The 20,621-nt window shown below is 69.2% G+C and carries 18 protein-coding genes, 1 tRNA gene and 3 pseudogenes; 13 read left to right on the top strand and 9 right to left on the bottom strand.

The window, feature by feature from the left end:
- Positions 1-310: 310 nt before the first annotated feature.
- Together FCI23_RS21610 and FCI23_RS21605 are read left to right on the top strand one after the other, a co-directional pair.
- Positions 311-1,240: a helix-turn-helix transcriptional regulator gene (locus tag FCI23_RS21610; RefSeq protein WP_136725577.1), complete on the top strand. Its 930-nt coding sequence runs from the start codon at positions 311-313 to the stop codon at positions 1,238-1,240.
- 122 nt (positions 1,241-1,362) lie between these two features.
- Entirely contained in the window at positions 1,363-1,785 is a 423-nt protein-coding gene (locus tag FCI23_RS21605; RefSeq protein WP_136725576.1) for an organic hydroperoxide resistance protein, read from the top strand.
- A gap of 220 nt (positions 1,786-2,005) precedes the next feature.
- Here FCI23_RS21605 and FCI23_RS21600 read toward each other — a convergent pair.
- Positions 2,006-2,134 (bottom strand): annotated as a pseudogene (locus tag FCI23_RS21600) (aldehyde dehydrogenase family protein); the annotation flags it as partial.
- A gap of 732 nt (positions 2,135-2,866) precedes the next feature.
- Here FCI23_RS21600 and FCI23_RS21595 point away from each other — a divergent pair.
- A complete protein-coding gene (locus FCI23_RS21595; RefSeq protein WP_136725575.1) occupies positions 2,867-3,358 on the top strand; it encodes a hypothetical protein in 492 nt (163 codons plus the stop codon).
- 183 nt (positions 3,359-3,541) lie between these two features.
- On the opposite strand, the gene FCI23_RS21590 is transcribed toward FCI23_RS21595, so the two are convergent.
- The 3 genes from FCI23_RS21590 to FCI23_RS21580 all read right to left on the bottom strand — a co-directional run bounded on the left by FCI23_RS21590 (position 3,542) and on the right by FCI23_RS21580 (position 5,069).
- A complete protein-coding gene (locus FCI23_RS21590) occupies positions 3,542-3,952 on the bottom strand; it encodes a VOC family protein (protein ID WP_136725574.1) in 411 nt (136 codons plus the stop codon).
- 81 nt (positions 3,953-4,033) lie between these two features.
- The gene (locus FCI23_RS21585; protein ID WP_211265426.1) at positions 4,034-4,426 is read right to left on the bottom strand and encodes a helix-turn-helix domain-containing protein; all 393 of its coding nucleotides are present in this window, start codon (positions 4,424-4,426) and stop codon (positions 4,034-4,036) included.
- A 349-nt stretch (positions 4,427-4,775) separates the two neighbouring features.
- A complete protein-coding gene (locus FCI23_RS21580; protein WP_136725573.1) occupies positions 4,776-5,069 on the bottom strand; it encodes an SGNH/GDSL hydrolase family protein in 294 nt (97 codons plus the stop codon).
- Positions 5,070-5,120: 51 nt separating this feature from the next.
- On the opposite strand from FCI23_RS21580, the pseudogene FCI23_RS59900 reads away from it, so the two are divergent.
- Positions 5,121-5,264 (top strand): annotated as a pseudogene (locus tag FCI23_RS59900) (class I SAM-dependent methyltransferase); the annotation flags it as partial.
- Positions 5,265-5,377: 113 nt separating this feature from the next.
- Here FCI23_RS59900 and FCI23_RS21570 read toward each other — a convergent pair.
- The 3 genes from FCI23_RS21570 to FCI23_RS58325 form a co-directional block, all read right to left on the bottom strand.
- Complete coding sequence (locus tag FCI23_RS21570; protein ID WP_136725572.1) at positions 5,378-5,791, bottom strand: PIN domain-containing protein; 414 nt, start codon at positions 5,789-5,791, stop codon at positions 5,378-5,380.
- A complete protein-coding gene (locus FCI23_RS21565) occupies positions 5,779-6,015 on the bottom strand; it encodes a type II toxin-antitoxin system VapB family antitoxin (RefSeq protein ID WP_136725571.1) in 237 nt (78 codons plus the stop codon). Before FCI23_RS21565 ends, FCI23_RS21570 begins: the two co-directional genes overlap by 13 nt.
- Positions 6,016-6,474: 459 nt before the next feature.
- Positions 6,475-6,882, bottom strand: coding sequence for a transposase (locus FCI23_RS58325; protein ID WP_211265425.1), 408 nt, complete (start codon positions 6,880-6,882; stop codon positions 6,475-6,477).
- 125 nt (positions 6,883-7,007) lie between these two features.
- Here FCI23_RS58325 and FCI23_RS21555 point away from each other — a divergent pair.
- Both FCI23_RS21555 and uvrA read left to right on the top strand, forming a co-directional pair.
- Positions 7,008-7,310, top strand: a pseudogene (locus tag FCI23_RS21555) (HD domain-containing protein); the annotation flags it as partial.
- A gap of 166 nt (positions 7,311-7,476) precedes the next feature.
- Positions 7,477-9,945, top strand: a complete 2,469-nt coding sequence (uvrA, locus tag FCI23_RS21550) for an excinuclease ABC subunit UvrA (RefSeq protein WP_136725570.1) — start codon at positions 7,477-7,479, stop codon at positions 9,943-9,945.
- 26 nt (positions 9,946-9,971) lie between these two features.
- Here uvrA and FCI23_RS62405 read toward each other — a convergent pair whose 3' ends face one another.
- Complete coding sequence (locus FCI23_RS62405; protein WP_265737759.1) at positions 9,972-10,094, bottom strand: hypothetical protein; 123 nt, start codon at positions 10,092-10,094, stop codon at positions 9,972-9,974.
- Positions 10,095-10,844: 750 nt separating this feature from the next.
- Positions 10,845-10,916, bottom strand: a tRNA-Arg gene (locus FCI23_RS21545).
- Positions 10,917-11,134: 218 nt separating this feature from the next.
- On the opposite strand from FCI23_RS21545, the gene FCI23_RS21540 reads away from it, so the two are divergent.
- The 7 genes from FCI23_RS21540 to rho all read left to right on the top strand — a co-directional run bounded on the left by FCI23_RS21540 (position 11,135) and on the right by rho (position 20,278).
- Positions 11,135-11,551, top strand: coding sequence for a response regulator transcription factor (locus FCI23_RS21540; RefSeq protein ID WP_136725603.1), 417 nt, complete (start codon positions 11,135-11,137; stop codon positions 11,549-11,551).
- 45 nt (positions 11,552-11,596) lie between these two features.
- Positions 11,597-12,661: an ArgS-related anticodon-binding protein NrtL gene (nrtL, locus tag FCI23_RS21535; protein ID WP_136725569.1), complete on the top strand. Its 1,065-nt coding sequence runs from the start codon at positions 11,597-11,599 to the stop codon at positions 12,659-12,661.
- 16 nt (positions 12,662-12,677) lie between these two features.
- Entirely contained in the window at positions 12,678-14,069 is a 1,392-nt protein-coding gene (gene lysA, locus FCI23_RS21530; protein WP_136725568.1) for a diaminopimelate decarboxylase, read from the top strand.
- Positions 14,070-14,203: 134 nt separating this feature from the next.
- A complete protein-coding gene (locus FCI23_RS21525) occupies positions 14,204-15,496 on the top strand; it encodes a homoserine dehydrogenase (protein WP_136725567.1) in 1,293 nt (430 codons plus the stop codon).
- Positions 15,497-15,502: 6 nt separating this feature from the next.
- Positions 15,503-16,588, top strand: a complete 1,086-nt coding sequence (thrC, locus tag FCI23_RS21520) for a threonine synthase (RefSeq protein ID WP_211265424.1) — start codon at positions 15,503-15,505, stop codon at positions 16,586-16,588.
- Between the two features lie 296 nt (positions 16,589-16,884).
- Positions 16,885-17,808, top strand: coding sequence for a homoserine kinase (gene thrB / locus FCI23_RS21515; RefSeq protein ID WP_136725566.1), 924 nt, complete (start codon positions 16,885-16,887; stop codon positions 17,806-17,808).
- A 355-nt stretch (positions 17,809-18,163) separates the two neighbouring features.
- Positions 18,164-20,278, top strand: coding sequence for a transcription termination factor Rho (gene rho / locus FCI23_RS21510; RefSeq protein ID WP_246143887.1), 2,115 nt, complete (start codon positions 18,164-18,166; stop codon positions 20,276-20,278).
- The last annotated feature ends 343 nt before the right edge of the window (positions 20,279-20,621 follow it).

Here is a 20,621-nt window from a genome sequence, read left to right as displayed (position 1 = left end):
AATCGCCCCGATTACCGCGAGACCGGTTGAGTTCGTCGATGCCTGTGCCGCTCGGGCGGTGCCCGTTGTGGTGGCGGACGTACTCGGGCAGCGTTGCCATGGCATGGGCATCGTTGTACATCAGCGTGTGGTCCAGGATCTCGCGGCGGAGGGTCTGCCGGGACGGCGTCGCTGCGCGGATGTCCATTCGCGGGCGATGAGTCGACGATGCCGGCGCGGCAGGGTGGTGGTGGGGCTGACCGCGAGCGGAGCGGACAGTAACACTGACAGGGACAGGTAGCCACCGCCGCCCGAGTCCATACTCGGTTCCATGAACAGCAAGCCGGAGCTGGGACGGTTCCTGCGGACGCGTCGGGCGCAACTGCGGCCCGCAGATGTCGGATTGCCGATGTTCGACGAGCGGCGGCGAGTGCCTGGCCTGCGCCGCGACGAACTGGCCCAGCTGGCGGGTGTGAGCGAGTCGTACTACACGCGGCTGGAACAGGGACTGTCACTCAACGCGTCAAGGGAGGTACTGGACGCGATCGCCCGGGCGTTTCGCCTGGACGAGACCGAACGCCGTCATTTGCACGACCTCGCCGGCGCCGTGCGGAAAGGCGGCAACGACCGAATCCGTAGGCCGGCACCCGAGCGCATCACCGAGACGACGAAACGGCTGATCGACGCCTTCGGGGACACGCCGGTCATCGTGCTCGGCCGCCGCAGCGACGTGCTGGGGTGGAACCGCACCGGACACGCGTTGTTCGCCGGGCACCTCGATCCGAGGAGCTCCGAGCAGCCGGACCGGCGTCCGAACACCGCTCGACTGGTCTTCCGGGACGCCCACACCCGCGAGCTGTACGCGGACTGGCCCAAGAAGGCCAGGGACGTGGTGGGGAGACTGCGCCTGGCTGTCGGCCGGCACCCCGACGATCCGGTGCTGGCCGCTTTGATCGGCGAACTGACCGTGCACAGCCCGGAATTCACCGCCATGTGGTCCGAACACCGGGTCCGCGCCTGGGACACCGCGAACTACCGGATGCGGCATCCCCTGGTCGGACCGATGGACGTCACCCAGCAGGCCATGCCGGTGCCGGACGCGCAAGGACAGCGAATCGTCGCGGTCACCGCCGCTGCGGGTTCGGCCTCCCAGGCCGCGCTGACCCTGCTGGCCCAGGCCACCGCCCCCGGCGGACAGAGTCCTCCGGCGGGTACGGCACCGGACCAGCAGCCGATCGCGGCAACGGCTTCGGCTTCCTAGCCATCCCACTCTTCTCGACCCTTTACCGGCCGGCGCAATCCGCAATCCGCAATCCGCAACCGCGGTGCAGTCGGCACACGACAACCTGTCCACGCTCTGTGGCACAAGTTATGGGAGACACCATGTCTACGCTGTACACCACCGAGGCGATCTCGACCGGCGATGGCCGAAACGGCGAGGTCCGCACCTCCGACGGGGTGCTCGACGAGGTCCTCGCGGTCCCGAAGGAGATGGGCGGTCCCGGTGGCGACAAGACCAACCCCGAGCAGCTGTTCGCCGCCGGTTACGCCGCGTGCTTCCACAACGGGCTGCGACTGATAGCAGGTCAGCAGAAGGTGAAGCTGGCCGATTCGACCGTCAGCTCCACAGTGAGCCTGCTCAATCTGGACAACGGAGGCTTCACGCTGGCGGTCACGCTGTCGGTGCACCTGCCCGGCCTGGAGCAGGCCACGGCCGACCAGCTCGTGGAGACCACACACCAGGTGTGCCCGTACTCCAACGCCACCCGCGGGAACATCGAAGTGACCCTCGAAGCGACAGTCTGAGCCGGAACGAGCTCGGTGCCGCTGGTCGATGCACGGCACGCGAAGCGAGGCGAGGCGGGGCTGTCAGCGTCGGGTCATAGCCTGTACGCCATGACATCAGCCTGGTGCCACGCCTGCTGGTGCGGTGGCCAATCCGCGGGATCAGACGTACGCCTACCTTCGCTCCTCTGCCGTGCGCGAGTCCGACACCGGCGTTCCCTGGAGCTGGAGACGTCCGGTGCCCGGTGCCGCTGCTCTTGTAGCCGCCGAACGGGCCGTCGAAGCCGATGGGTGCGCTGTTGACCGTGAAGGTGCCGGTACGGATCCGGCGGGCGATCTCAAGGCCGTGCTCCAAGTCGGCCGTCCACACGCCTGACCCACCGGGTGCCCGGCGCCACGTCGCGCGGTGCCCCGACCTGGAGGTCTTGGACGGGCGAAGCCCAAGCCCGACGCCGAGGCGTGGACGGCACCTCCGCCGGGCACAGGCGGGTGAGCCCGGGGCGTTCGGCTGCCAGGGCCTGGCGTACGGCGTCGACGGCTTGGTGGGGGATAGAAGTCTGTGAGATTTGCAGGACGAGGCTGATCCTGTGAAATCTCATCAAATTACTGAGAACTGCCTGCGAGTTAATGAGAAGGTGCCACCGCATCTTGACCCCCGGTGCACCTACGGGGAGCATCCCAACGGTTGTGTCCCGCACGGATCCCGCTGCCCGGATGTCGATCCCGCTACCGGATCGAGAGAACTGAGTAGGAGAACGCCATCGTGAAGAATTACGACCCGACAAGCGCGCAAGAGACGAGCGCGACGTCAGGGCCGCTGGTTGCCGGAAGTTCAGGCGGCGCCGCACGGCGACTGCTGTCGAACAGCAGAGGTGGATGGATCGGGGCCGCCGCGCTGATGTCTGCGGTGATCGGACTTTCCGCCGGTTGCTCCGCGTCCCCCTCGGCATCAGGCACATCCCCCTCGGCATCAGCCGCGTCCCCCTCGGCATCAGCAGGGCGCCACATGCCCGGAGCGAGCGGCTTCCCTGGCGGTCCCGGTGCCGCCGGCGGGGGATCCAACGCTCGGTCTGGACCGGCCCCAGGGGGAGTGCGGGGCACGGTGGCCAGCACGTCCAAGACGACCTTCACAGTGTCGACATCAACGGGTCAGAAGGTGAACGTCGACGAGGCGTCCTCCACGACTTACCAGAAGGGGACGAGTTCGACCTCGGCGAGTGCCATTACAAAAGGCGCGCCCATCCTCGTACTTGGGTGGACCAGCAGTACGACCATCACGGCCACGCAGGTCATCGTGCAACCGACTGGCGGATCTGCGACTTCCTCGGCGATCCCCTTCAAGCAGGGTTCAAAGGCCGTGTCAAAGAAGGTCGGTCAGATCCCGGCGAATTACACTGAAGGGGACGGGACGCTCGTTATCGGAACGGCAGCGAGTAAGGCGACGGAAGCTTCGCTGGCCTCCGCCTATTCGGGGGGCGTCGTCGACCGTGTTGTGAAGCTGAGCAACGGCGAGTACGAGGTCCACAACATCGGCACGGCATGGCCGCACCATGTGTTCGTCAACCAGGTGTTCAAGGTCGTCGGCGCCTTTTAGCCGCCGCGGTGGAGCGCCGGTACGGGGACCGTGAGGTGCTGGCCACCACCCTGCCGGCGCACGACCGGCGTCTCCGGCACCAACCGCCGGAACAACTCCGCCGCGTACAGGTCGGGTACACCCAGCCCGGGCAAGCAAAACGGCCCGTCGGCCAAGCCGGCGAGCCGTCTTGCAAGACCGAGGTCAGGCACTCGGCTGGGTGAAGCGGATGTGGTTGCCGAAGGGGTCGCGGAGGCCGCAGTCGGTTCCGTACGGGCGATCGGTGGGTTCCTCGGTGAACTCGACGCCCCGGCCCAGCAGCGTCTCGTACGTCTTGCGGCAGTCGTCCGTGGTGAAGATGAGCCAGCCACCCGTCGCGCCCTTGGTCACCAGCTCGCGGAGCTGCTGTGTCGTCTCCTCGGACATCGACGGAGAGCCCGGCTTCTCCAGCAGGACCTGGCGCTCCGGGTGGCCGGGGACGCTGACGGTCAGCCAGCGCATGAAGCCCATGTCGACGTCGGCGTTGACCTCCAGGCCGAGCTTGCCGACGTAGAAGTCGAGGGCCTCGTCCTGGTCGAGGACGTATATCTGCGAATGCGTGATGGCGTTGAACATGTGCATCACGCTACTGGGCAAGCCGGACGAAAACTTATCCAAAACTGCTCAGCCGGCGGACGGTACGGGCAGTGCGGACGGTCAGGCGCTCGGCCGCATCCATGTCATCGTGAAGCACGTCGGTACGCTCGTGGCCGCCGCTTCCTTGCGGTACGTCCTCGGCGACCGGCCGACGATGCCGCGGAACGTGCGGCTGAAGGTTCCCGGGCTGCCGAAGCCGACTTCGAAGCAGATGTCCGTCACACTGTGGTCGGTCTCCCGTAGCAGGGACATCGCACGCTCGACACGGCGGCGCTGCAGGTAGCGGTGCGGCGTCTCGCCGAACGTGGCCCGGAAGGTGCGCGTGAAGTGCGCCTGCGACACATGGGCGATCCGGGCCAGGGCCGGGACGTCCAGCGGCTGCGCGTAGGCGCGGTCCATCGCATCCCGTGCCCGAAGCATGCGGCGGTTGGTCTCCTCTGCGGCGCGGCTCACGGTGCCATCACACCACTGCTCCGCCGCGATATCCCGGCAGAGCGGAGGGCTGTGCGCCGACCCGGGCAAGCGGGGGTAGGACACCGTCCACACTACCTACCTCGGCAGACCGGCCCGGAACCCGCAGTCTGCTCCCTGTCCCCGCTCCCCGGAACCTCGACCAGCTCCTCGCTGGGTTCAGGTTTCCGGCGCCCCGCCTGTCCCCGGCCGACAGGATGCCCCTTGCTGCCGCCGCGACCCTGTGTCCGCGTTATCGGGGTGCCCCAGGCGTTCTGCCTCGACGCGACTGCTGTCGCCAGACGCAACAACACCTGAGGCCAGTCGGGTTTGGGGGCCGGGGCCCGGTCGCTCAGAGCCGGTCTAGGCCGATGGCGTCGGCCATGGCCTGGTATCCGGCCCCGTTGGGGTGCAGGTGGTCGCCGCAGTCGTACTGCGGGAGCATCGCCTCCGGGTCTGCGGGGTTGCGGACCGCGGCGTCGAAGTCGACCCACGCGTCGAAGGCGCCGCCGTTGTCCCGTGTGAAGGCGTTGATCTGGTCGCGGGCCGCCGCCCGGGCGAGGTGGTGCAGCCGCAGCCCCCGGCCGGGGTGAGGGTGCCCACGACCGCGCGGAGCCCCCGGCGGCGCTGGAGCCGTATTCCGCACCCCCCGTGTGGTCTGTCCAGGCACTCGTCCCGGCCGACGCCGAGGTCAGCCGGCTTCTCCAACGACCCGGAGGTCCGCACCGCGGTTTCGGACCGTGAGTACGGGGTCATCGTCATCGACGGCGATCACTCCGAGGAGGGTGTGCGCGAAGACCTTGAGTGGGCCGAGACGATCGCGGCGAGCGGCGCAATCGTGGCCCGATCCCGGGCTGTGGTTTGCGTTGTCGGCCCTGACCGAGCCGGCCGAGCGGGAGGACTCGATGTCCCAGGAAAGGCGCCTGGAGGCAGGTCCGCAATTTTGGGATGGCGTCAGGTGCGGACGTCCCGCTGCTGCACGTCCTTGAGGACAGAGGCCACGGCTACGAAGTCGTTGTCGACGTGCAGGACGGTGTGACCGTGGTGGGCAGCGGTAGCGCACAGGAGTAGGTCGGGGGCTCCCGCGCTGCGGTGCTGCCCGGCCTGGGTGAGTTTGTACTGCGCGGTGTCCACCCACCGCCACGCCGTCTTGGGTACCGGGGCGGGACGACACAACGCGTCGAGATCCTCGGCCAGCTCGTCCCGGTGCGTAGGGCCGGTAGCGGAATACAGGAACTCGGCGCGGGTCGGCTCGGCGATGAAGAACGCCCTGGCCTGGATGTGGCCCGCCCACGTCTGTCGCGTCCCCGCATTGCGCAGCAGGTACCACAGGGCGGAGGTGTCGAGCAGATATGTCACTGAGCCCATACCTCTTCCCGGGCGCGCTTCGCGGCGGCGTGTGCCTCGGCGGCCTGGTCGAACTCGCCCTGTGCGCCCCGTGCGGCGAGCCGGTCAAAGGCTTCGAGGGCCTTGAGTCCGGCCACGACATTGCGCAGGGCGGTGTTGACCGTGTCCTTCTTTGTCTTGGTGCCCAGCAGGCGCATGGCGTCGGCCAGTGCTTCATCATCGAGTTCGATCTGTGTCACAGACATGTGAGGCGTCCTCCTTGTGTGCTTTGTATGTTACCAAGATACAATGCATACATGCGTTGGGTGAACGTTACGGAGGATCTGAGTGGTGCCGCGTCCCGGCCCGCATGAGCCGTCCGGTCTGGTGTGCCGGTTGGTTAGTGCGGGCTTCCCTCGCGCGAGGGGCTGTGCGGGTCGGGTACCGCTGTGCTTGCGCTCCGGTTGGCGCGCCGGAGGGTCTCGGTCATCTCGTTGCGGTCCGGCGCGGCGTCGTGGGGACCGTCTGGCCACTGCTCGACGATGTCGCACCCATACGGCCCAGCCGGCGACCAGCAGGTAGTACTCGGTGAGGAAGCGTCCGACCAGCATCGTCTGTGCCGTGGCTTGACCCTATCGACGCGAACTACAACCGGACGGTCACTGAGGTCTGCTCGGCTGTCGGCGCCGCCGGATCCAGTCCCGTGTCCGCGTCCGCGGGGATGGTCAGGTGGTCTCGCCGTTCCTCGTGGCGCTGTCCGTGGCGAGTTGGTCGAGCAGCGCGGAGAGCTTTCCCTGCACCTCGATCACGGTGCGGGCCTTGCCCAACTCGTTCTCCAGCCAGGCAACTTGGCTTTTCAGCCGGGCGATCTTCTTCTCCCTCGGATCGGCCTTCTGCCGCCCCGAGGGTGCGGCGAGTGCGGCCTCGGCGCCCTTGGCCCGCTGCTGACGCCAGTTCGTGATCAGCGACGGGTACAGGCCTTCGCGGCGCAGCAGGGCGCCCTTGTCCTGCTTGTCCAAGGTCTCGTACTCGGCAAGGATCTTCGCCTTGTATGCCGCCGAATACCGGCGGGGCGCGGTGGAACGGGGTTCTACCTGCGGATCCGGGGCCTGGTGGTCGTTAGTGCTGGCCACTTCGGGCACTCCTCTTTCTCCGCCCTCGACTGAATGAATCGGTCGCTTTACCCGACTCATCGCACTTTGACAGAGAGGGGCCGTCGTACGAGGGGGATGTCGTGGGTCAGCGTTCGTGCTGACCCATTGGGTCCGAGGCGGCCTTCGCCTTGCTGTCCGATCCGCTGCCGCGCCGGTGGGCGCACTCCCTCGGGGTCGCCAAGCGCGCTCGTTCCCTGGGGGCGATCCTTGGCGACGATGCGGAGTTGCTGGAAGCAGCCGCCGTGCTGCACGACATCGGATACTCGCCGAGCATCGCTGCCACTGGCTTTCACCCGCTGGACGGGGCCCGGTTCCTCCGAGACGAGGAGGGGGCGGACGAACGGGTGGTCCGCCTCGTGGCCCATCATTCCTGCGCCCTCTTGGAGGCTGAGGAGCGCCGCCGCCGCAGCGGCATCACGGGGCTCACCTCGTGGGCCGCGAAGATCGACACCCGCCGGCCGAACTAGGCCGTGTATCGAAAATGGATCCGGGATACTCCGGACGCTGGTGTGAGCGAGGCCCGGTGACGGCGCCTGTCGCGCGGTTCCCGGCGCGATCAGGTAATCAGGAACGGTGAACAAGGACGCGACCGACCCCTTCGTGCACGTCCGGGGCGCCAGTGAGAACAACCTGCGGAACATCGATGTCGACGTTCCGCGGGACGCGATGGTCGCCTTCACCGGCGTCTCCGGTTCGGGCAAGTCCTCGCTCGCGTTCGGCACGCTCTACGCGGAGGCCCAACGGCGCTACTTCGAGTCCGTAGCACCGTACGCCCGAAGGCTGTTGCAACAGGTCGGCGCACCGCACGTGCAGGAAATCACCGGACTGCCACCGGCCGTGGCCCTGCAGCAGCGACGCGGGTCGCCCAGCTCGCGCTCGACGGTCGGCACCATCACCACGCTGTCCAATCTGCTGCGCATGCTGTACTCCCGCGCCGGCACCTATCCGCCCGGGGCCGCACGGCTGGAGGCCGAGTCGTTCTCACCCAACACCGCGGCCGGCGCCTGCCCGGAGTGCCACGGACTGGGCGTCGTGCACGACGTCGCCGAGGACCTGCTCGTCCCGGACCCCTCGCTGAGCATCCGCGAGGGGGCGATCGCCGCCTGGCCGGGCGCCTGGCAGGGCGCCAACCTGCGCAGTGTCGTGAGCGGCCTGGGGATCGACATCGACCGACCGTGGCGCAGGCTCAGGAAGAAGGACCGGGACTGGCTGCTGTACACGGACGAGCAGCCCTCCGTGTACATCGAGCCGGAGGAGGACCGCGTCGACTACGGCTACCAGGGCAAGTTCTGGAGCGCCCGCAAGCACGTCATGCACGTCCTCGCCGACTCCAAGAGCGAGAAGATGCGCGAACGGGCGCTCCGGTTCGTCAGGAGTGTGCCCTGCCCCGAGTGTCACGGCAGCGGACTGCGGCCCGAGGCGCTCGCCGTGACCTTCGCCGGACGTTCCATCGCCGAGATCAACGCGATGCCGCTCACCGAGGTCGTGGCGCTGCTGCGGCCCGTCGCGGGGCGGTCCGAGGCCGACGCCACCACGTCGACCGCCCGATCCGGGGAGACGACCGAGGTCGCGGTCCGGATCTGCGGCGATCTGGTCGCGCGGGTCGACGTACTGCTCGACCTGGGCCTCGGATATCTCAGCCTCGGGCGCCGCTCGACGACCCTATCGCCCGGCGAGGCGCAGCGCCTGCGGATCGCCACCCAGCTGCGCTCGGGGCTGTTCGGCGTCGTCTACGTCCTCGACGAACCCTCCGCGGGCCTGCACCCGGCTGACGCGGAACCGCTGCTGGACGTGCTGGACCGCCTCAAGGCGGCGGGCAATTCGCTGTTCGTCGTGGAGCACGACATGGACGTCGTACGGCGGGCGGACTGGGTGGTCGACATCGGCCCCGGCGCGGGCGAGGACGGCGGACGCGTGCTGTACAGCGGCCCGGTCGCCGGTCTTGAGCGGGTCGGGGAGTCGGCCACGAGCCAGTACCTGTTCGGGCGCGCCCAGCCGCTCGATCACCGCCCGCGCACACCGCACGGCTGGCTGCACCTGAGCGGCGTCTCCCGCCACAATCTGCACAACGTGTCCGTCGACGTACCGCTCTGCGTACTGACGGCGGTGACGGGCGTGTCCGGTTCCGGAAAGTCGACGCTGGTGACGCAGGTGCTCGCCGAGGTCGTCCGCGGCCACCTCGGACTCGTACCCGAGGAGCCCGACGAGGCGCAGCTGGAAGTCGACGTCCAGGACGCGTCGGGGGTCGAGTCGTTCGACCGGCTGGTCCGGGTCGACCAACGGCCCATCGGCCGAACTCCCCGGTCCAACCTGGCCACGTACACGGGGATGTTCGACGCGGTGCGCAAGCTGTACGCGGGGACGGACGAGGCCAGGGCGCGCGGCTACTCGGCCGGGCGGTTCTCCTTCAACGTGCCCGAAGGGCGGTGCGAGACCTGCCAGGGCGAAGGATTCGTCGCGGTGGAACTGCTGTTCCTGCCCGGCACCTATGCGCCGTGCCCGACCTGCCAGGGCGCCCGGTACAACGCCGAAACGCTGGAAGTCACCTACCGCGGCAAGAACATCGCGGAAGTGCTGGGGCTGTCCGTCGACGCCGCCGCCGAGTTCTTGTCCGCCGTCCCGGCCGCCTCCCGCAGTCTGGAGACGTTGCGCGAGGTGGGACTGGGGTATCTGCGGCTGGGGCAGCCCGCGACGGAACTCAGCGGTGGTGAGGCGCAACGCATCAAACTGGCCACCGAACTGCAGCGAGCCCGCCGCGGGCACGCGCTCTACCTGCTCGACGAGCCGACGGCGGGGCTGCATCCCTCGGACATCGCGCTGCTGCTGCGACAGCTGCACCGGCTCGTTGACGCCGGCAACACGGTCGTCCTCGTCGAGCACGACCTCGACACCATCTCCACCGCCGACTGGGTCATCGACCTCGGGCCGGGCGGCGGCGACGCGGGCGGGCGGGTGGTCGCGGCGGGCCCGCCGGCCAAGGTGGCGAGGGCCCGCCGCAGCGCCACCGCGCCCTATCTCGCGGCCCGGCTCGCGCGCTCCTGACGACGGCGCGAGGGGCTGAGCACCGGTCAGCCGGGTTCGGGGCGCAGGATCGTGCGCGTCGCCATGCTGCGTTCCAGCTTGTGGCGGGTATCGCTCGCGAGGTGTCCCGTCTGGGCCCATTCCACGATGAGTTCGGCGACGTGGCGCATCTTGATGTCGGTGTGCTGGGAGATCTCCCGTAGGACGTCCCGCCGTCCTTGGCGCGCAGGCCGGCCAGGGAGACGACGATGCCGATCGCCCTGCAGATCGCCTGATTGCGGGCCCCGGCCGCACTCGCACGGGCACCAAGTAGCGCTGTGTTCCCGAGGACTGGGCGCGTTCGCGCTTACGCAGAGCGTCTGCCTCCCGTACGAGCCAGGCTGCTCGATACAGAGCACCCACGCGGTGTTGCCCGTCACCCACGGCAGTGGGAGCCGCCTCCTGGATGAACGGGCGAACTGAGTTGTGCGCCATCTCGACGATTGCTCTGACGTCGTGGAAGGACAGGTGCCCGGATCGGCCCTTCTCGTCGCGCCACCAAACGGTTACGGGCCAGTTCGCGCCCGCTCGCGCATGCAGGAACGAGGTCGCGAGCAGGCTCGGCTGCTTGTAATGCCCCTCGTCCGCGTCCCCCTCATGAAGACAACGCTACATGGCGGGCGCAGGGTCTCGGGCTAGCTTCTGAAGATGATCACCGGTTCGCGGAAGCTGATGGATTGGGTTGTGCTGGTGGTGTTCGGTACGTCCAGTGGATGGTGAAACGGCCACTGACCTGCCGCGAAGCCCTCCAAGATCAACACGCTATTGCAACGTGATCACTGTCATGGGCCTGCATCCGGCGGCATCCGCCTGCGCACACGCAAAGACCCCGCACTCAGCATCACAGCTGGTGGCGGGGTCTTTCGGCACCTCGTACAAGGTGCCCCCGGCAGGATTCGAACCTGCGCACACGGCTCCGGAGGCCGTTGCTCTATCCCCTGAGCTACGGGGGCGTGTCGTCCGCACTGGCGGCGACGGGTGAAACACTACCAGCTCGTGGAGGGGGTACGTGTACGGGGTTTTTGGGGCGGGGCAGCTCGTGCGGGGGAGGGGAGCGGATGGGGTGGAGAGGGGGTGCGATGGTCGCGGAAACGTGCCTCTCTTGGGGAAGAAGTAGGCAAAACGCGGACGGATGCGATAGGGCACCCCTACTCTTCGAGATGTGCCGGGCATGTCCGGCCGGGTGCTTGTTGTGGACGACAACAAGGTCATCCGGCAGCTGATCAGGGTCAACCTCGAGCTGGAGGGCTTCGAGGTGGTGACCGCCGCTGACGGTGCCGAGTGCCTGGATGTGGTGCAGAGGGCGCGTCCGGATGTGGTGACGCTGGATGTGATGATGCCGAGGCTGGACGGGATCCGGACGGCGGCGCGGTTGCGGGCGGATCCGCGGACGCGGCATATCGGGATAGCGATCATCAGTGCGTGCACGCAGGTGGAGGCGGAGCAGGGGGCTGCGGTGGGGGCGGACGCGTTTTTGGCGAAGCCGTTCGAGCCGGCGGAACTGGTGAGGATGGTGGGGGCGCTGGTGCGGCGGGCGGCGGCGGAGGACCAGACGGAGGACCAGACGGCGACGGCGTCCGGCAGCTGAAACCCGGTCGCGAGGGTACCCGGCTTCTCGCCTAGGCTTGACCGCGTGACCCCCGCAGAGCTTTCCCGTACCGTGCTGCGCACGGTACGCCATGCCGTGGAGGCGGAAGAGCTCAGTGTGGCGGTGCCGGAGCGGATTGTGGTGCAGCGGCCGCCACGCCCGGGGTGCGGCGATTACGCGACCAATGTGGCGTTGCAGCTTGCGGGTCCGGCGTGTCGGCCGCCGCGGCAGGTGGCGGAGATCCTGCGGGAGCGGCTGGTGGCGGCGCCCGGGATCGCGCGGGTGGAGATCGCGGAGCCGGGGTTCCTGAACATCACGCTGGATACGGCTTCGTACGGGGACGCCGTGCGCGGAGTGCTCCGGCGCGGCGAGGAGTACGGCCACGGCGACGGCCTCCGGAGGGTGCGGGCCACCGTGGTGCACGACGGCGAGCCGCGCGAGGCAGCCATCGCGGAAGCGGCGAACCGCCTGCTGCGGGCGTGCGGGGCGAGGGTGGGCGCACCCCAAGTCGCCCCCCAAGGCGCCCCCGCGCCCGAAAGCGCACCCGAAAGGGTGAACGCGCACCCCGCCGGAGTGCCCCGCGAGGAGCTGCTGCGTACCCTCGGCGAGGACGCCACGCAGTGGGCGCTGCTGAGGCCCCCCGCCGAGGACGCCCCGCAGTTGGACGCCGCCGCCCGCGCCGCGCTGCTCATGCAACGGGCGGCCAACCCCCTGTTCCGCGTCCGGTACGCGTACGCCCGCACCCGGGCTCTTCTCCGCAACGCCCACGACCTGGGCATCGAGGCGATCACGACCACGACAACCGGCGACGACGCCGAGTACACCCACCCCGCCGAGACGGATCTGCTCGGCCTGATCGCCGACTTCCCCCGCGTGGTGGAAGCCGCCGCCCGGCGCCGTGCTCCCGACCGGGTGGCGCGGCACCTGGAGCGTACGGCGGACGCCTTCTTCCGCTTCCACGACGAGTGCCCCGCGCTTCCCCGGGGCGACGAGCAGGACGAGAAACCCTCGGCCGTCCACCGGTCCCGACTCCGCCTCGCCGAAGCGGCCGGGACGGTGCTCGCCAACGGCCTGACCCTGCTCGGCATCAGCGCGCCAGCACATCTCTGAGGAGAGAGACAGCACCATGAGTCGTTCCGCCCACCCCGCCGGGCCCCGCCACGCCGACGTAATGCCCGAGGGGCACTACACGGCGCCGGCCGCCGATCTGAACGCCCTCGACCCGCGCATCTGGGCCCGCACGGTCACGCGTAACGCGGACGGCGCCGCGGTCGTCGGCGGTCTGGACGTACGCCATCTGGCCGAGGAGTTCGGCACCCCCGCCTACATTCTCGACGAGGCCGACTTCCGGGCCCGCTGCCGCGCCTGGAAGGAGGCCTTCGGCACCGGCGCTGATGTCTTCTACGCGGGCAAGGCCTTCCTTTCCCGGGCGGTGGTCCGCTGGCTGCAGGAGGAGGGGATGAATCTCGACGTCTGCTCCGCCGGGGAGCTGGCGGTGGCGCTGTCCGGCGGGATGCCCGCCGACCGGATCGCGTTGCACGGCAACAACAAGTCCACCGAGGAGATCGAAAGGGCGGTGGGTGAAGGCGTCGGGCGGATCGTCCTGGACTCCTTCGAGGAGATCGTCCGGGTCGCGCACATCGCGCGGAAGCTCGGCCGCCGCCAGCCGGTCCAGATCCGGGTCACGGTGGGCGTCGAGGCGCACACCCATGAGTTCATCGCCACCGCCCATGAGGACCAGAAGTTCGGCCTCGCGCTGAGTGGCGGCGTCGCGGCCGAGGCGGTGCGCAGGGTGCTGAAGCTCGACAGCCTGGAGCTGATCGGCATCCACTCGCACATCGGCTCCCAGATCTTCGACACCTCCGGCTTCGAGGTGGCTGCCCACCGCGTTGTCGACCTGCTGAAGGAGATCCGCGACGAGCACGGCATCGAGCTCCCCGAGATCGACCTCGGCGGTGGCCTCGGCATCGCGTACACCGCCGACGACGACCCGCGCGAGCCACGGGAGATCGCCAAGTCGCTCCGCGAGATCGTCTCCCGCGAGTGCGCCGCCGCCCGGCTGACCGAGCCGCGGCTGTCGGTCGAGCCGGGCCGGGCGATCGTCGGTCCGACCGCGTTCACGCTCTACGAGGCCGGGACGATCAAGCGGCTGGACGGCCTCCGTACCTACGTCAGCGTGGACGGCGGCATGTCTGACAACATCCGTACCGCGCTCTACGACGCCGAGTACAGCGTCGCGCTGGTCTCCCGTACCTCGGACGCCGAGCCGATGCTGGCGCGGGTGGTCGGCAAGCACTGCGAGTCGGGTGACATCGTGGTCAAGGACGCCTTCCTCCCCGCCGACCTGGCGCCCGGCGATCTGCTGGCGGTACCTGCGACCGGCGCGTACTGCCGCTCGATGGCGAGCAACTACAACCACGCGCTGCGGCCGCCCGTGGTAGCGGTCAGGGACGGCGAAGCAAAAGTGATCGTCCGGCGGGAGACGGAGGACGATCTCCTGCGACTCGACGTCGGATGACGTGAAATCTCCAAAATAAACGGTCTGGTCTCGCGATCCGGACGGGGCATGGAAACTTGGGTCCGGTGCGTGAGACTGGGTCCATTCATCAGTGGTGTTCGAAGGTAACCGCGAAGGTAATCGAAAGAGGTCGGATGATGCGTACGCGTCCGCTGAAGGTGGCGCTACTGGGCTGTGGTGTGGTCGGCACAGAGGTGGCGCGCATCATCACGACGCACGCTGACGACCTCGCGGCCCGCATCGGGGCGCCGATCGAGCTCGCCGGTGTCGCGGTGCGCCGCCCCAACCGAGTGCGTGCCGGGGTGCCCGCGGAGCTGCTCACCACTGACGCGACCGCCCTGGTCAAGCGGGGTGACATCGACGTCGTCATCGAGGTCATCGGCGGCATCGAGCCTGCCCGCTCGCTGATCACCTCCGCCTTCGAGCACGGCGCCAGCGTGGTGTCCGCGAACAAGGCGCTGCTCGCCGCCGAGGGTACCGTGCTGCACGCCGCCGCCGTCGAGCACCATGTGGACCTCTATTACGAGGCCGCGGTGGCCGGCGCGATCCCGCTGATCCGCCCGCTGCGCGAGTCCCTGGCGGGCGACAAGGTCAACCGGGTGCTCGGCATCGTCAACGGCACGACCAACTTCATCCTCGACAAGATGGACTCCACCGGCGCCGGCTACTCCGAGGCGCTCGACGAGGCCACTGCCCTGGGGTACGCGGAAGCCGACCCCACCGCCGATGTCGAGGGCTTCGACGCCGCCGCCAAGGCCGCCATCCTGGCCGGGATCGCCTTCCACACCCGGGTGCGCTTCGATGACGTCCACCGGGAGGGCATCACCGAGGTCACCGCGACCGACATCGCCTCCGCCAAGCAGATGGGCTGCACGGTCAAGCTCCTCGCGATCTGCGAGCGCAGTGCCGACGGCAAGTCCGTCACGGCCCGCGTGCACCCCGCGATGATCCCGCTCAGCCACCCGCTGGCCTCGGTCCGCGAGGCCTACAACGCGGTGTTCGTGGAGTCGTCCGCCGCCGGCAGCCTGATGTTCTACGGTCCGGGGGCGGGCGGTGCCCCCACCGCGTCGGCGGTCCTCGGTGACCTGGTCGCCGCCTGCCGCAACAAGCTGGCCGAGACCACCGGCCCCGGCGAGTCCGCCTACGCGCAGCTGCCGGTGAGCCCGATGGGCGACGTGGTGACTCGCTACCACATCAGCCTGGACGTTGAGGACAAACCCGGCGTCCTGGCCCAGGTGGCCACCGTGTTCGCCGAGCATCAGGTGTCCATCGACACCGTCCGCCAGAAGGGCAAGGACGGGGACGCGGCCCTCGTCGTCGTCACCCATCGCGCGCCCGACGCCGCTCTCGCGGCCACTGTCGAGGCTCTGCGGAAACTCGACACCGTACGCGGCGTCGCCAGCATCATGCGTGTGGAAGGGGAGTAACCCAGAATGAACGCGATCACTGATCGAATGCCCGCCACCCACCAGTGGCGTGGCCTCATCGAGGAGTACCGGGACCGTCTGCCGGTCACCGCGGCGACGCCCGTGGTCACGCTGTTGGAGGGTGGCACCCCGCTGGTCCCGGCCCAGGTGCTCTCGGAGCGCACCGGCTGTGATGTATTTCTCAAGGTCGAGGGCGCCAACCCCACGGGATCCTTCAAGGACCGTGGCATGACCATGGCGATCTCCAGGGCCAAGGAGGAGGGCGCGCAGGCCGTCATCTGTGCCTCCACCGGCAACACTTCGGCCTCCGCCGCCGCCTATGCCGTACGGGCCCGGATGGTCTGCGCCGTGCTGGTGCCGCAGGGCAAGATCGCGCTGGGCAAGATGAGCCAGGCCCTGATCCATGGCGCGAAGATCCTCCAGGTGGACGGCAACTTCGACGACTGCCTGGAACTGGCGCGCGCTCTGAGCGACAAGTACCCGGTGGCACTGGTCAATTCCGTCAACCCGGTACGTATCGAGGGGCAGAAGACCGCCGCGTTCGAAATCGTCGACGCTCTCGGCGACGCGCCCGACATTCACGTACTGCCGGTCGGGAACGCGGGCAACATCACCGCCTACTGGAAGGGCTACCGCGAGTACGCCGCGGACGGCATCTCCAGCCGCAACCCCCGTATGTGGGGCTTCCAGGCGGCCGGTTCCGCCCCCATTGTCAATGGCGCGCCGGTCCGCAATCCCCAGACCATCGCCACCGCCATCCGGATCGGCAACCCGGCGTCGTGGCAGTTCGCCGAGGAGGCGCGGGACGAGTCGGGCGGCCTCATCGAAGCCGTGACCGATCGTCAGATCCTGGTCGCCTACCGGCTGTTGGCCGCCCAGGAAGGCGTCTTCGTGGAGCCCGCGTCCGCCGCCAGCGTGGCCGGGCTGCTCAAGGCCGCCGAGGAGGGCAAGGTCGACCCCGGCCAGCGGATCGTCTGCACGGTGACCGGCAACGGTCTCAAGGACCCCGGCTGGGCGGTGGACGGCGCGCCGCAGCCCGTCATCGTCCCGGTGGACGCGCACGCGGCGGCGGAACGCCTCGGGCTGGCGTAACGTAAGGGGCACCCCGGTACCGGGGTGCCCCTCCGCCCGCCGCGGGAAGCCCGGGTCCGGGCGACTCCGGAACACAGGGGCGCACGCTCCCCAGGCGACACGCATCACGCGCGGTGTGTGCGCCCTATGTCGCAACAGAACCTTCCTTCGATAGGCTGGCTTTCACCGGCGCCGATTGCGCGCCGATCCGGCTCATGCCGCTGGCATTGCCCCGCCCCCCAGTCCCTCCGCTCGGCAACGACGTGCGGGCGTCCGGGGCAGCACCAGACTTGATGTACAAGGAGAGTCATCGAACGATGGCCGGACCTGCTTTCCGCGCCGCCGCCGTCCGAGTGCGCGTCCCCGCGACCAGCGCGAACCTCGGTCCCGGCTTCGACGCCTTCGGCCTGGCACTGGGCCTCTACGACGATGTCGTGGTCCGGGTGGCCGATGCCGGCCTGCACATCGACATCGCGGGTGAGGGTGCCGCCACCCTTCCCCGGGACGAGAAACACCTGCTTGTACGGTCCCTGCGCACCGCTTTCGACCTGCTCGGCGGACAGCCCCGCGGCCTGGAGGTGGTCTGTGCCAACCGCATTCCGCACGGCCGTGGCCTGGGGTCCTCGTCAGCCGCCATCTGCGCGGGCATCATGGCCGCCCGCGCGGTGACCATAGGCGGCCCGGAGCGGCTGGACGACCCCGCGCTCCTGGAACTGGCCAACGAGATCGAGGGCCACCCCGATAATGTGGCCGCCTGCCTGCTCGGCGGTTTCACCCTGGCCTGGACGGACGGCGGGGTCGCCCACGCCATCCGAATGGACCCGTCCGATTCAGTCGTACCGGTAGTTTTCGTACCGTCCAAGCCGGTGCTCACGGAGACCGCCCGCGGTCTGCTGCCGCGCACCGTCCCGCATGTGGACGCCGCCGCCAACGCGGGGCGGGCCGCACTGCTGGTGGAGGCGCTCACCCGCCGCCCCGAATTGCTGCTGCCGGCCACCGAGGACCGGCTGCACCAGGACTACCGAGCTCCCGCGATGCCCGAGAGCGTGGCGCTGGTGAACCGGCTGCGCTCCGAAGGCGTACCTGCCGTCATCTCGGGGGCGGGCCCCACGGTGTTGGCGCTCACCGAGGAAGGCGCCGCTGACAAGGTCTCCCGGCTGGCGGGGGAGGGGTGGGCGGCCAACCGTCTGCCTCTCGACGCGGCAGGGGCGAGTGTGCTGCCACTGGCAGTGGGCCAGTGACACGATTGCCGGTCAAAGAGAGGGGGAATGTTTGTTGGATCCGGTAGTGTTAATCTCAAGTCTGCACCCGACGCCTTTGCGGCGCGGTGTTCAGTGTCCCGTATCGGGACCGCCATTCTTCCGGGAGCCTCCCACACCGCATGGGCAATGCCTGAGCAGTGCCGAGCACGCTCCGGAGACAATGCTGGCGACACCCCATTTGTGAGTGATCTCCCAGCGTTGAAAGCGTATGTATTTCTGCCGCCGTCAGGCGGACCACCGCCCCGGCTCTGAGCAGCGGAAAAGCCCAGAACCGGACAGCACAACCGGTCGCCGAGCCATTCAGGCCGACGTCCGCTCCAGGGAAGGACCCTTCGTGAGCGACACCACCGATCTGATGGGCGTGCGTACGGACGCCGCGCCCGCTCCGGACGCTGCCGCGCCTGCCACCGGTGCTGCCACGGCTGCTGCCTCGCGGCGCCGCCGCTCTGGTACCGGCCTTGACGCCATGGTCCTGGCCGAGCTCCAGCAGCTCGCCTCCGGTCTCGGCATCAAGGGCACCGCGCGGATGCGCAAGAGCCAGCTGATCGAGACGATCAAGGAAGCCCAGTCGGGCGCCGGCGCCGCCAAGGCCGCTCCGGCCGCCGGGGAGGCCCCCGCCGAGAAGCCGAAGCGCCGCGCCACATCCCGCACCCGTACCGGCGAGGCCGGGAAGGCAGCGGAGGCGGCCCCCGCCGCCGCGCCCGAGCAGGCCAAGCAGATCGAGATTCCCGGCCAGCCGGCCGGAGAGCAGCCCAAGGCCGCCCCGGTGGCTGCCTCTGTGGCCGCAGCGGCCGCGCCAGCCGCCGCCGTTGCCCCCGCCGCCGCGAAGAACGAGCGTGCCGAAGCCGCCGTAGCCGCGTCCAGCCAGGAAGCCGCCGAGGGCAAGGCCCCCGCTGCCAACACCGAGGCCAGGACCGGCGAGGACCGCCAGGACCGCCAGCGCGGCCAGCGGGGCGACCGCCAGGACGGCCGCCGCGACCGGCAGGACCGGCAGCGCGACCGCCGCAACAAGCAGGACGGCGGCGGCAAGCAGGACAGCGGCAAGCAGGACGGCGGCGGCCAGCAGCCCCAGCAGCAGGGCCAGGGCCAGGGTCAGGGCGGCCAGAGTCAGGGCGGCCAAAGCCAGAGCCAGGGCCAGAGCCAGGGCCAGGGCCAGGGCCAGGGCCAGCAGAGCTTCCAGGACGACGACGAGTTCGGCGACGGCCGCGGCCGCCGCCGTGGCCGTTACCGCGACCGCCGCGGCCGGGGCAGCAGCAGCGGCAACCGCCGTGACGAGCAGTTCGCAGGCGAGCCGCAGGTCAATGACGACGACGTGCTCATCCCCGTCGCCGGCATCCTGGACATCCTGGACAACTACGCGTTCATCCGGACCTCCGGCTACCTGCCGGGACCGAATGATGTGTACGTCTCCCTCGCCCAGGTCCGCAAGAACGGCCTCCGCAAGGGTGACCACGTCACCGGAGCCGTGCGCCAGCCCAAGGACGGCGAGCGCCGCGAGAAGTTCAACGCGCTGGTCCGGCTGGACTCCACCAACGGCATGGGCCCCGACTCCGGCCGCGGCCGCCCCGAGTTCGGCAAGCTCACCCCGCTCTACCCGCAGGAGCGGCTCCGTCTGGAGACCGACCCGGGCGTGCTGACGACCCGGATCATCGACCTCGTCGCCCCCATCGGCAAGGGCCAGCGCGGTCTGATCGTCGCCCCGCCGAAGACCGGCAAGACGATGATCATGCAGGCGGTCGCCAACGCGATCACGACCAACAACCCTGAGGTCCACCTGATGGTCGTCCTGGTGGACGAGCGTCCGGAAGAGGTCACCGACATGCAGCGGTCGGTGAAGGGCGAGGTCATCTCCTCGACCTTCGACCGCCCCGCCGAGGACCACACCACCGTCGCCGAGCTCGCCATCGAACGGGCCAAGCGCCTGGTCGAACTGGGCCACGACGTCGTGGTGCTGCTGGACTCCATCACCCGTCTGGGCCGCGCCTACAACCTCGCCGCTCCCGCCTCCGGCCGCATCCTGTCCGGTGGTGTCGACTCGACCGCGCTCTACCCGCCGAAGCGCTTCTTCGGTGCCGCGCGCAACATCGAGGACGGCGGCTCGCTGACCATTCTGGCCACCGCGCTCGTCGAGACCGGCTCGCGCATGGACGAGGTGATCTTCGAGGAGTTCAAGGGCACCGGCAACATGGAGCTCCGCCTGGACCGGAAGCTCTCCGACAAGCGGATTTTCCCGGCTGTCGATGTCGACCCCTCCGGCACCCGCAAGGAAGAGATCCTGCTCAACGCGGAGGAGCTCGCCATTGTCTGGAAGCTCCGCCGTGTTCTGCACGCGCTCGACTCCCAGCAGGCGATCGAGCTGCTCCTGGACAAGATGAAGCAGACCAAGTCGAACGCCGAGTTCCTTATGCAGATCGCCAAGACGGCCCCCGGCGGTAATAACAACGACTGAGCGACCGGCAGTCGCCGCCACACAGCAGCCCCGTCACTCCGGTGACGGGGCTGCTGTCGTGCTGCCGCGGAACTCTGTGCCGCCCCGCCACGGGGAAGGCCGCCTCGGAGATCCTCGCCACACGCCTGAGGACCCGCACAGGCCGGCAGCGGCACGGAACCCCCGCCCAAAGCGCCGGCCAGAACGCAGCGCAGTACCAGATGACGGGTCCCGGCGACACCCCGCAAGGGGCACGCGGGGGCCCGTAGCCGTTCCGGGTGTGCACAATCGGGCTGGAACCCTGCTTCGTCGGCCGAACATCCGACAAGACGGGACGGAAGGTGCCTACCCGTAGTAACTGGGG

The organism is Actinacidiphila oryziradicis, assembly GCF_005047355.1.
In the GTDB taxonomy this organism is placed as follows: Bacteria; Actinomycetota; Actinomycetes; order Streptomycetales; family Streptomycetaceae; genus Actinacidiphila; species Actinacidiphila oryziradicis.
The sequence above is the reverse complement of the archived record's forward strand: the minus strand, read 5'-3'. Positions and strand labels throughout refer to the sequence as shown.

Excerpts from the sequence above, each read along its gene's own strand:
- FCI23_RS21610 (WP_136725577.1), top strand. The coding sequence starts at position 311 with ATGAACAGCAAGCCGGAGCTGGGACGGTTCCTGCGGACGCGTCGGGCG.
- FCI23_RS21605 (WP_136725576.1), top strand. The coding sequence starts at position 1,363 with ATGTCTACGCTGTACACCACCGAGGCGATCTCGACCGGCGATGGCCGA.
- FCI23_RS21590 (WP_136725574.1), bottom strand. The coding sequence starts at position 3,952 with ATGTTCAACGCCATCACGCATTCGCAGATATACGTCCTCGACCAGGAC.
- FCI23_RS21570 (WP_136725572.1), bottom strand. The coding sequence starts at position 5,791 with ATGGGCTCAGTGACATATCTGCTCGACACCTCCGCCCTGTGGTACCTG.
- FCI23_RS21565 (WP_136725571.1), bottom strand. The coding sequence starts at position 6,015 with ATGTCTGTGACACAGATCGAACTCGATGATGAAGCACTGGCCGACGCC.
- FCI23_RS62405 (WP_265737759.1), bottom strand. The coding sequence starts at position 10,094 with ATGCGCCACGTCGCCGAACTCATCGTGGAATGGGCCCAGACGGGACAC.
- FCI23_RS21540 (WP_136725603.1), top strand. The coding sequence starts at position 11,135 with ATGTCCGGCCGGGTGCTTGTTGTGGACGACAACAAGGTCATCCGGCAG.
- lysA (WP_136725568.1), top strand. The coding sequence starts at position 12,678 with ATGAGTCGTTCCGCCCACCCCGCCGGGCCCCGCCACGCCGACGTAATG.
- FCI23_RS21525 (WP_136725567.1), top strand. The coding sequence starts at position 14,204 with ATGATGCGTACGCGTCCGCTGAAGGTGGCGCTACTGGGCTGTGGTGTG.
- thrC (WP_211265424.1), top strand. The coding sequence starts at position 15,503 with ATGAACGCGATCACTGATCGAATGCCCGCCACCCACCAGTGGCGTGGC.
- thrB (WP_136725566.1), top strand. The coding sequence starts at position 16,885 with ATGGCCGGACCTGCTTTCCGCGCCGCCGCCGTCCGAGTGCGCGTCCCC.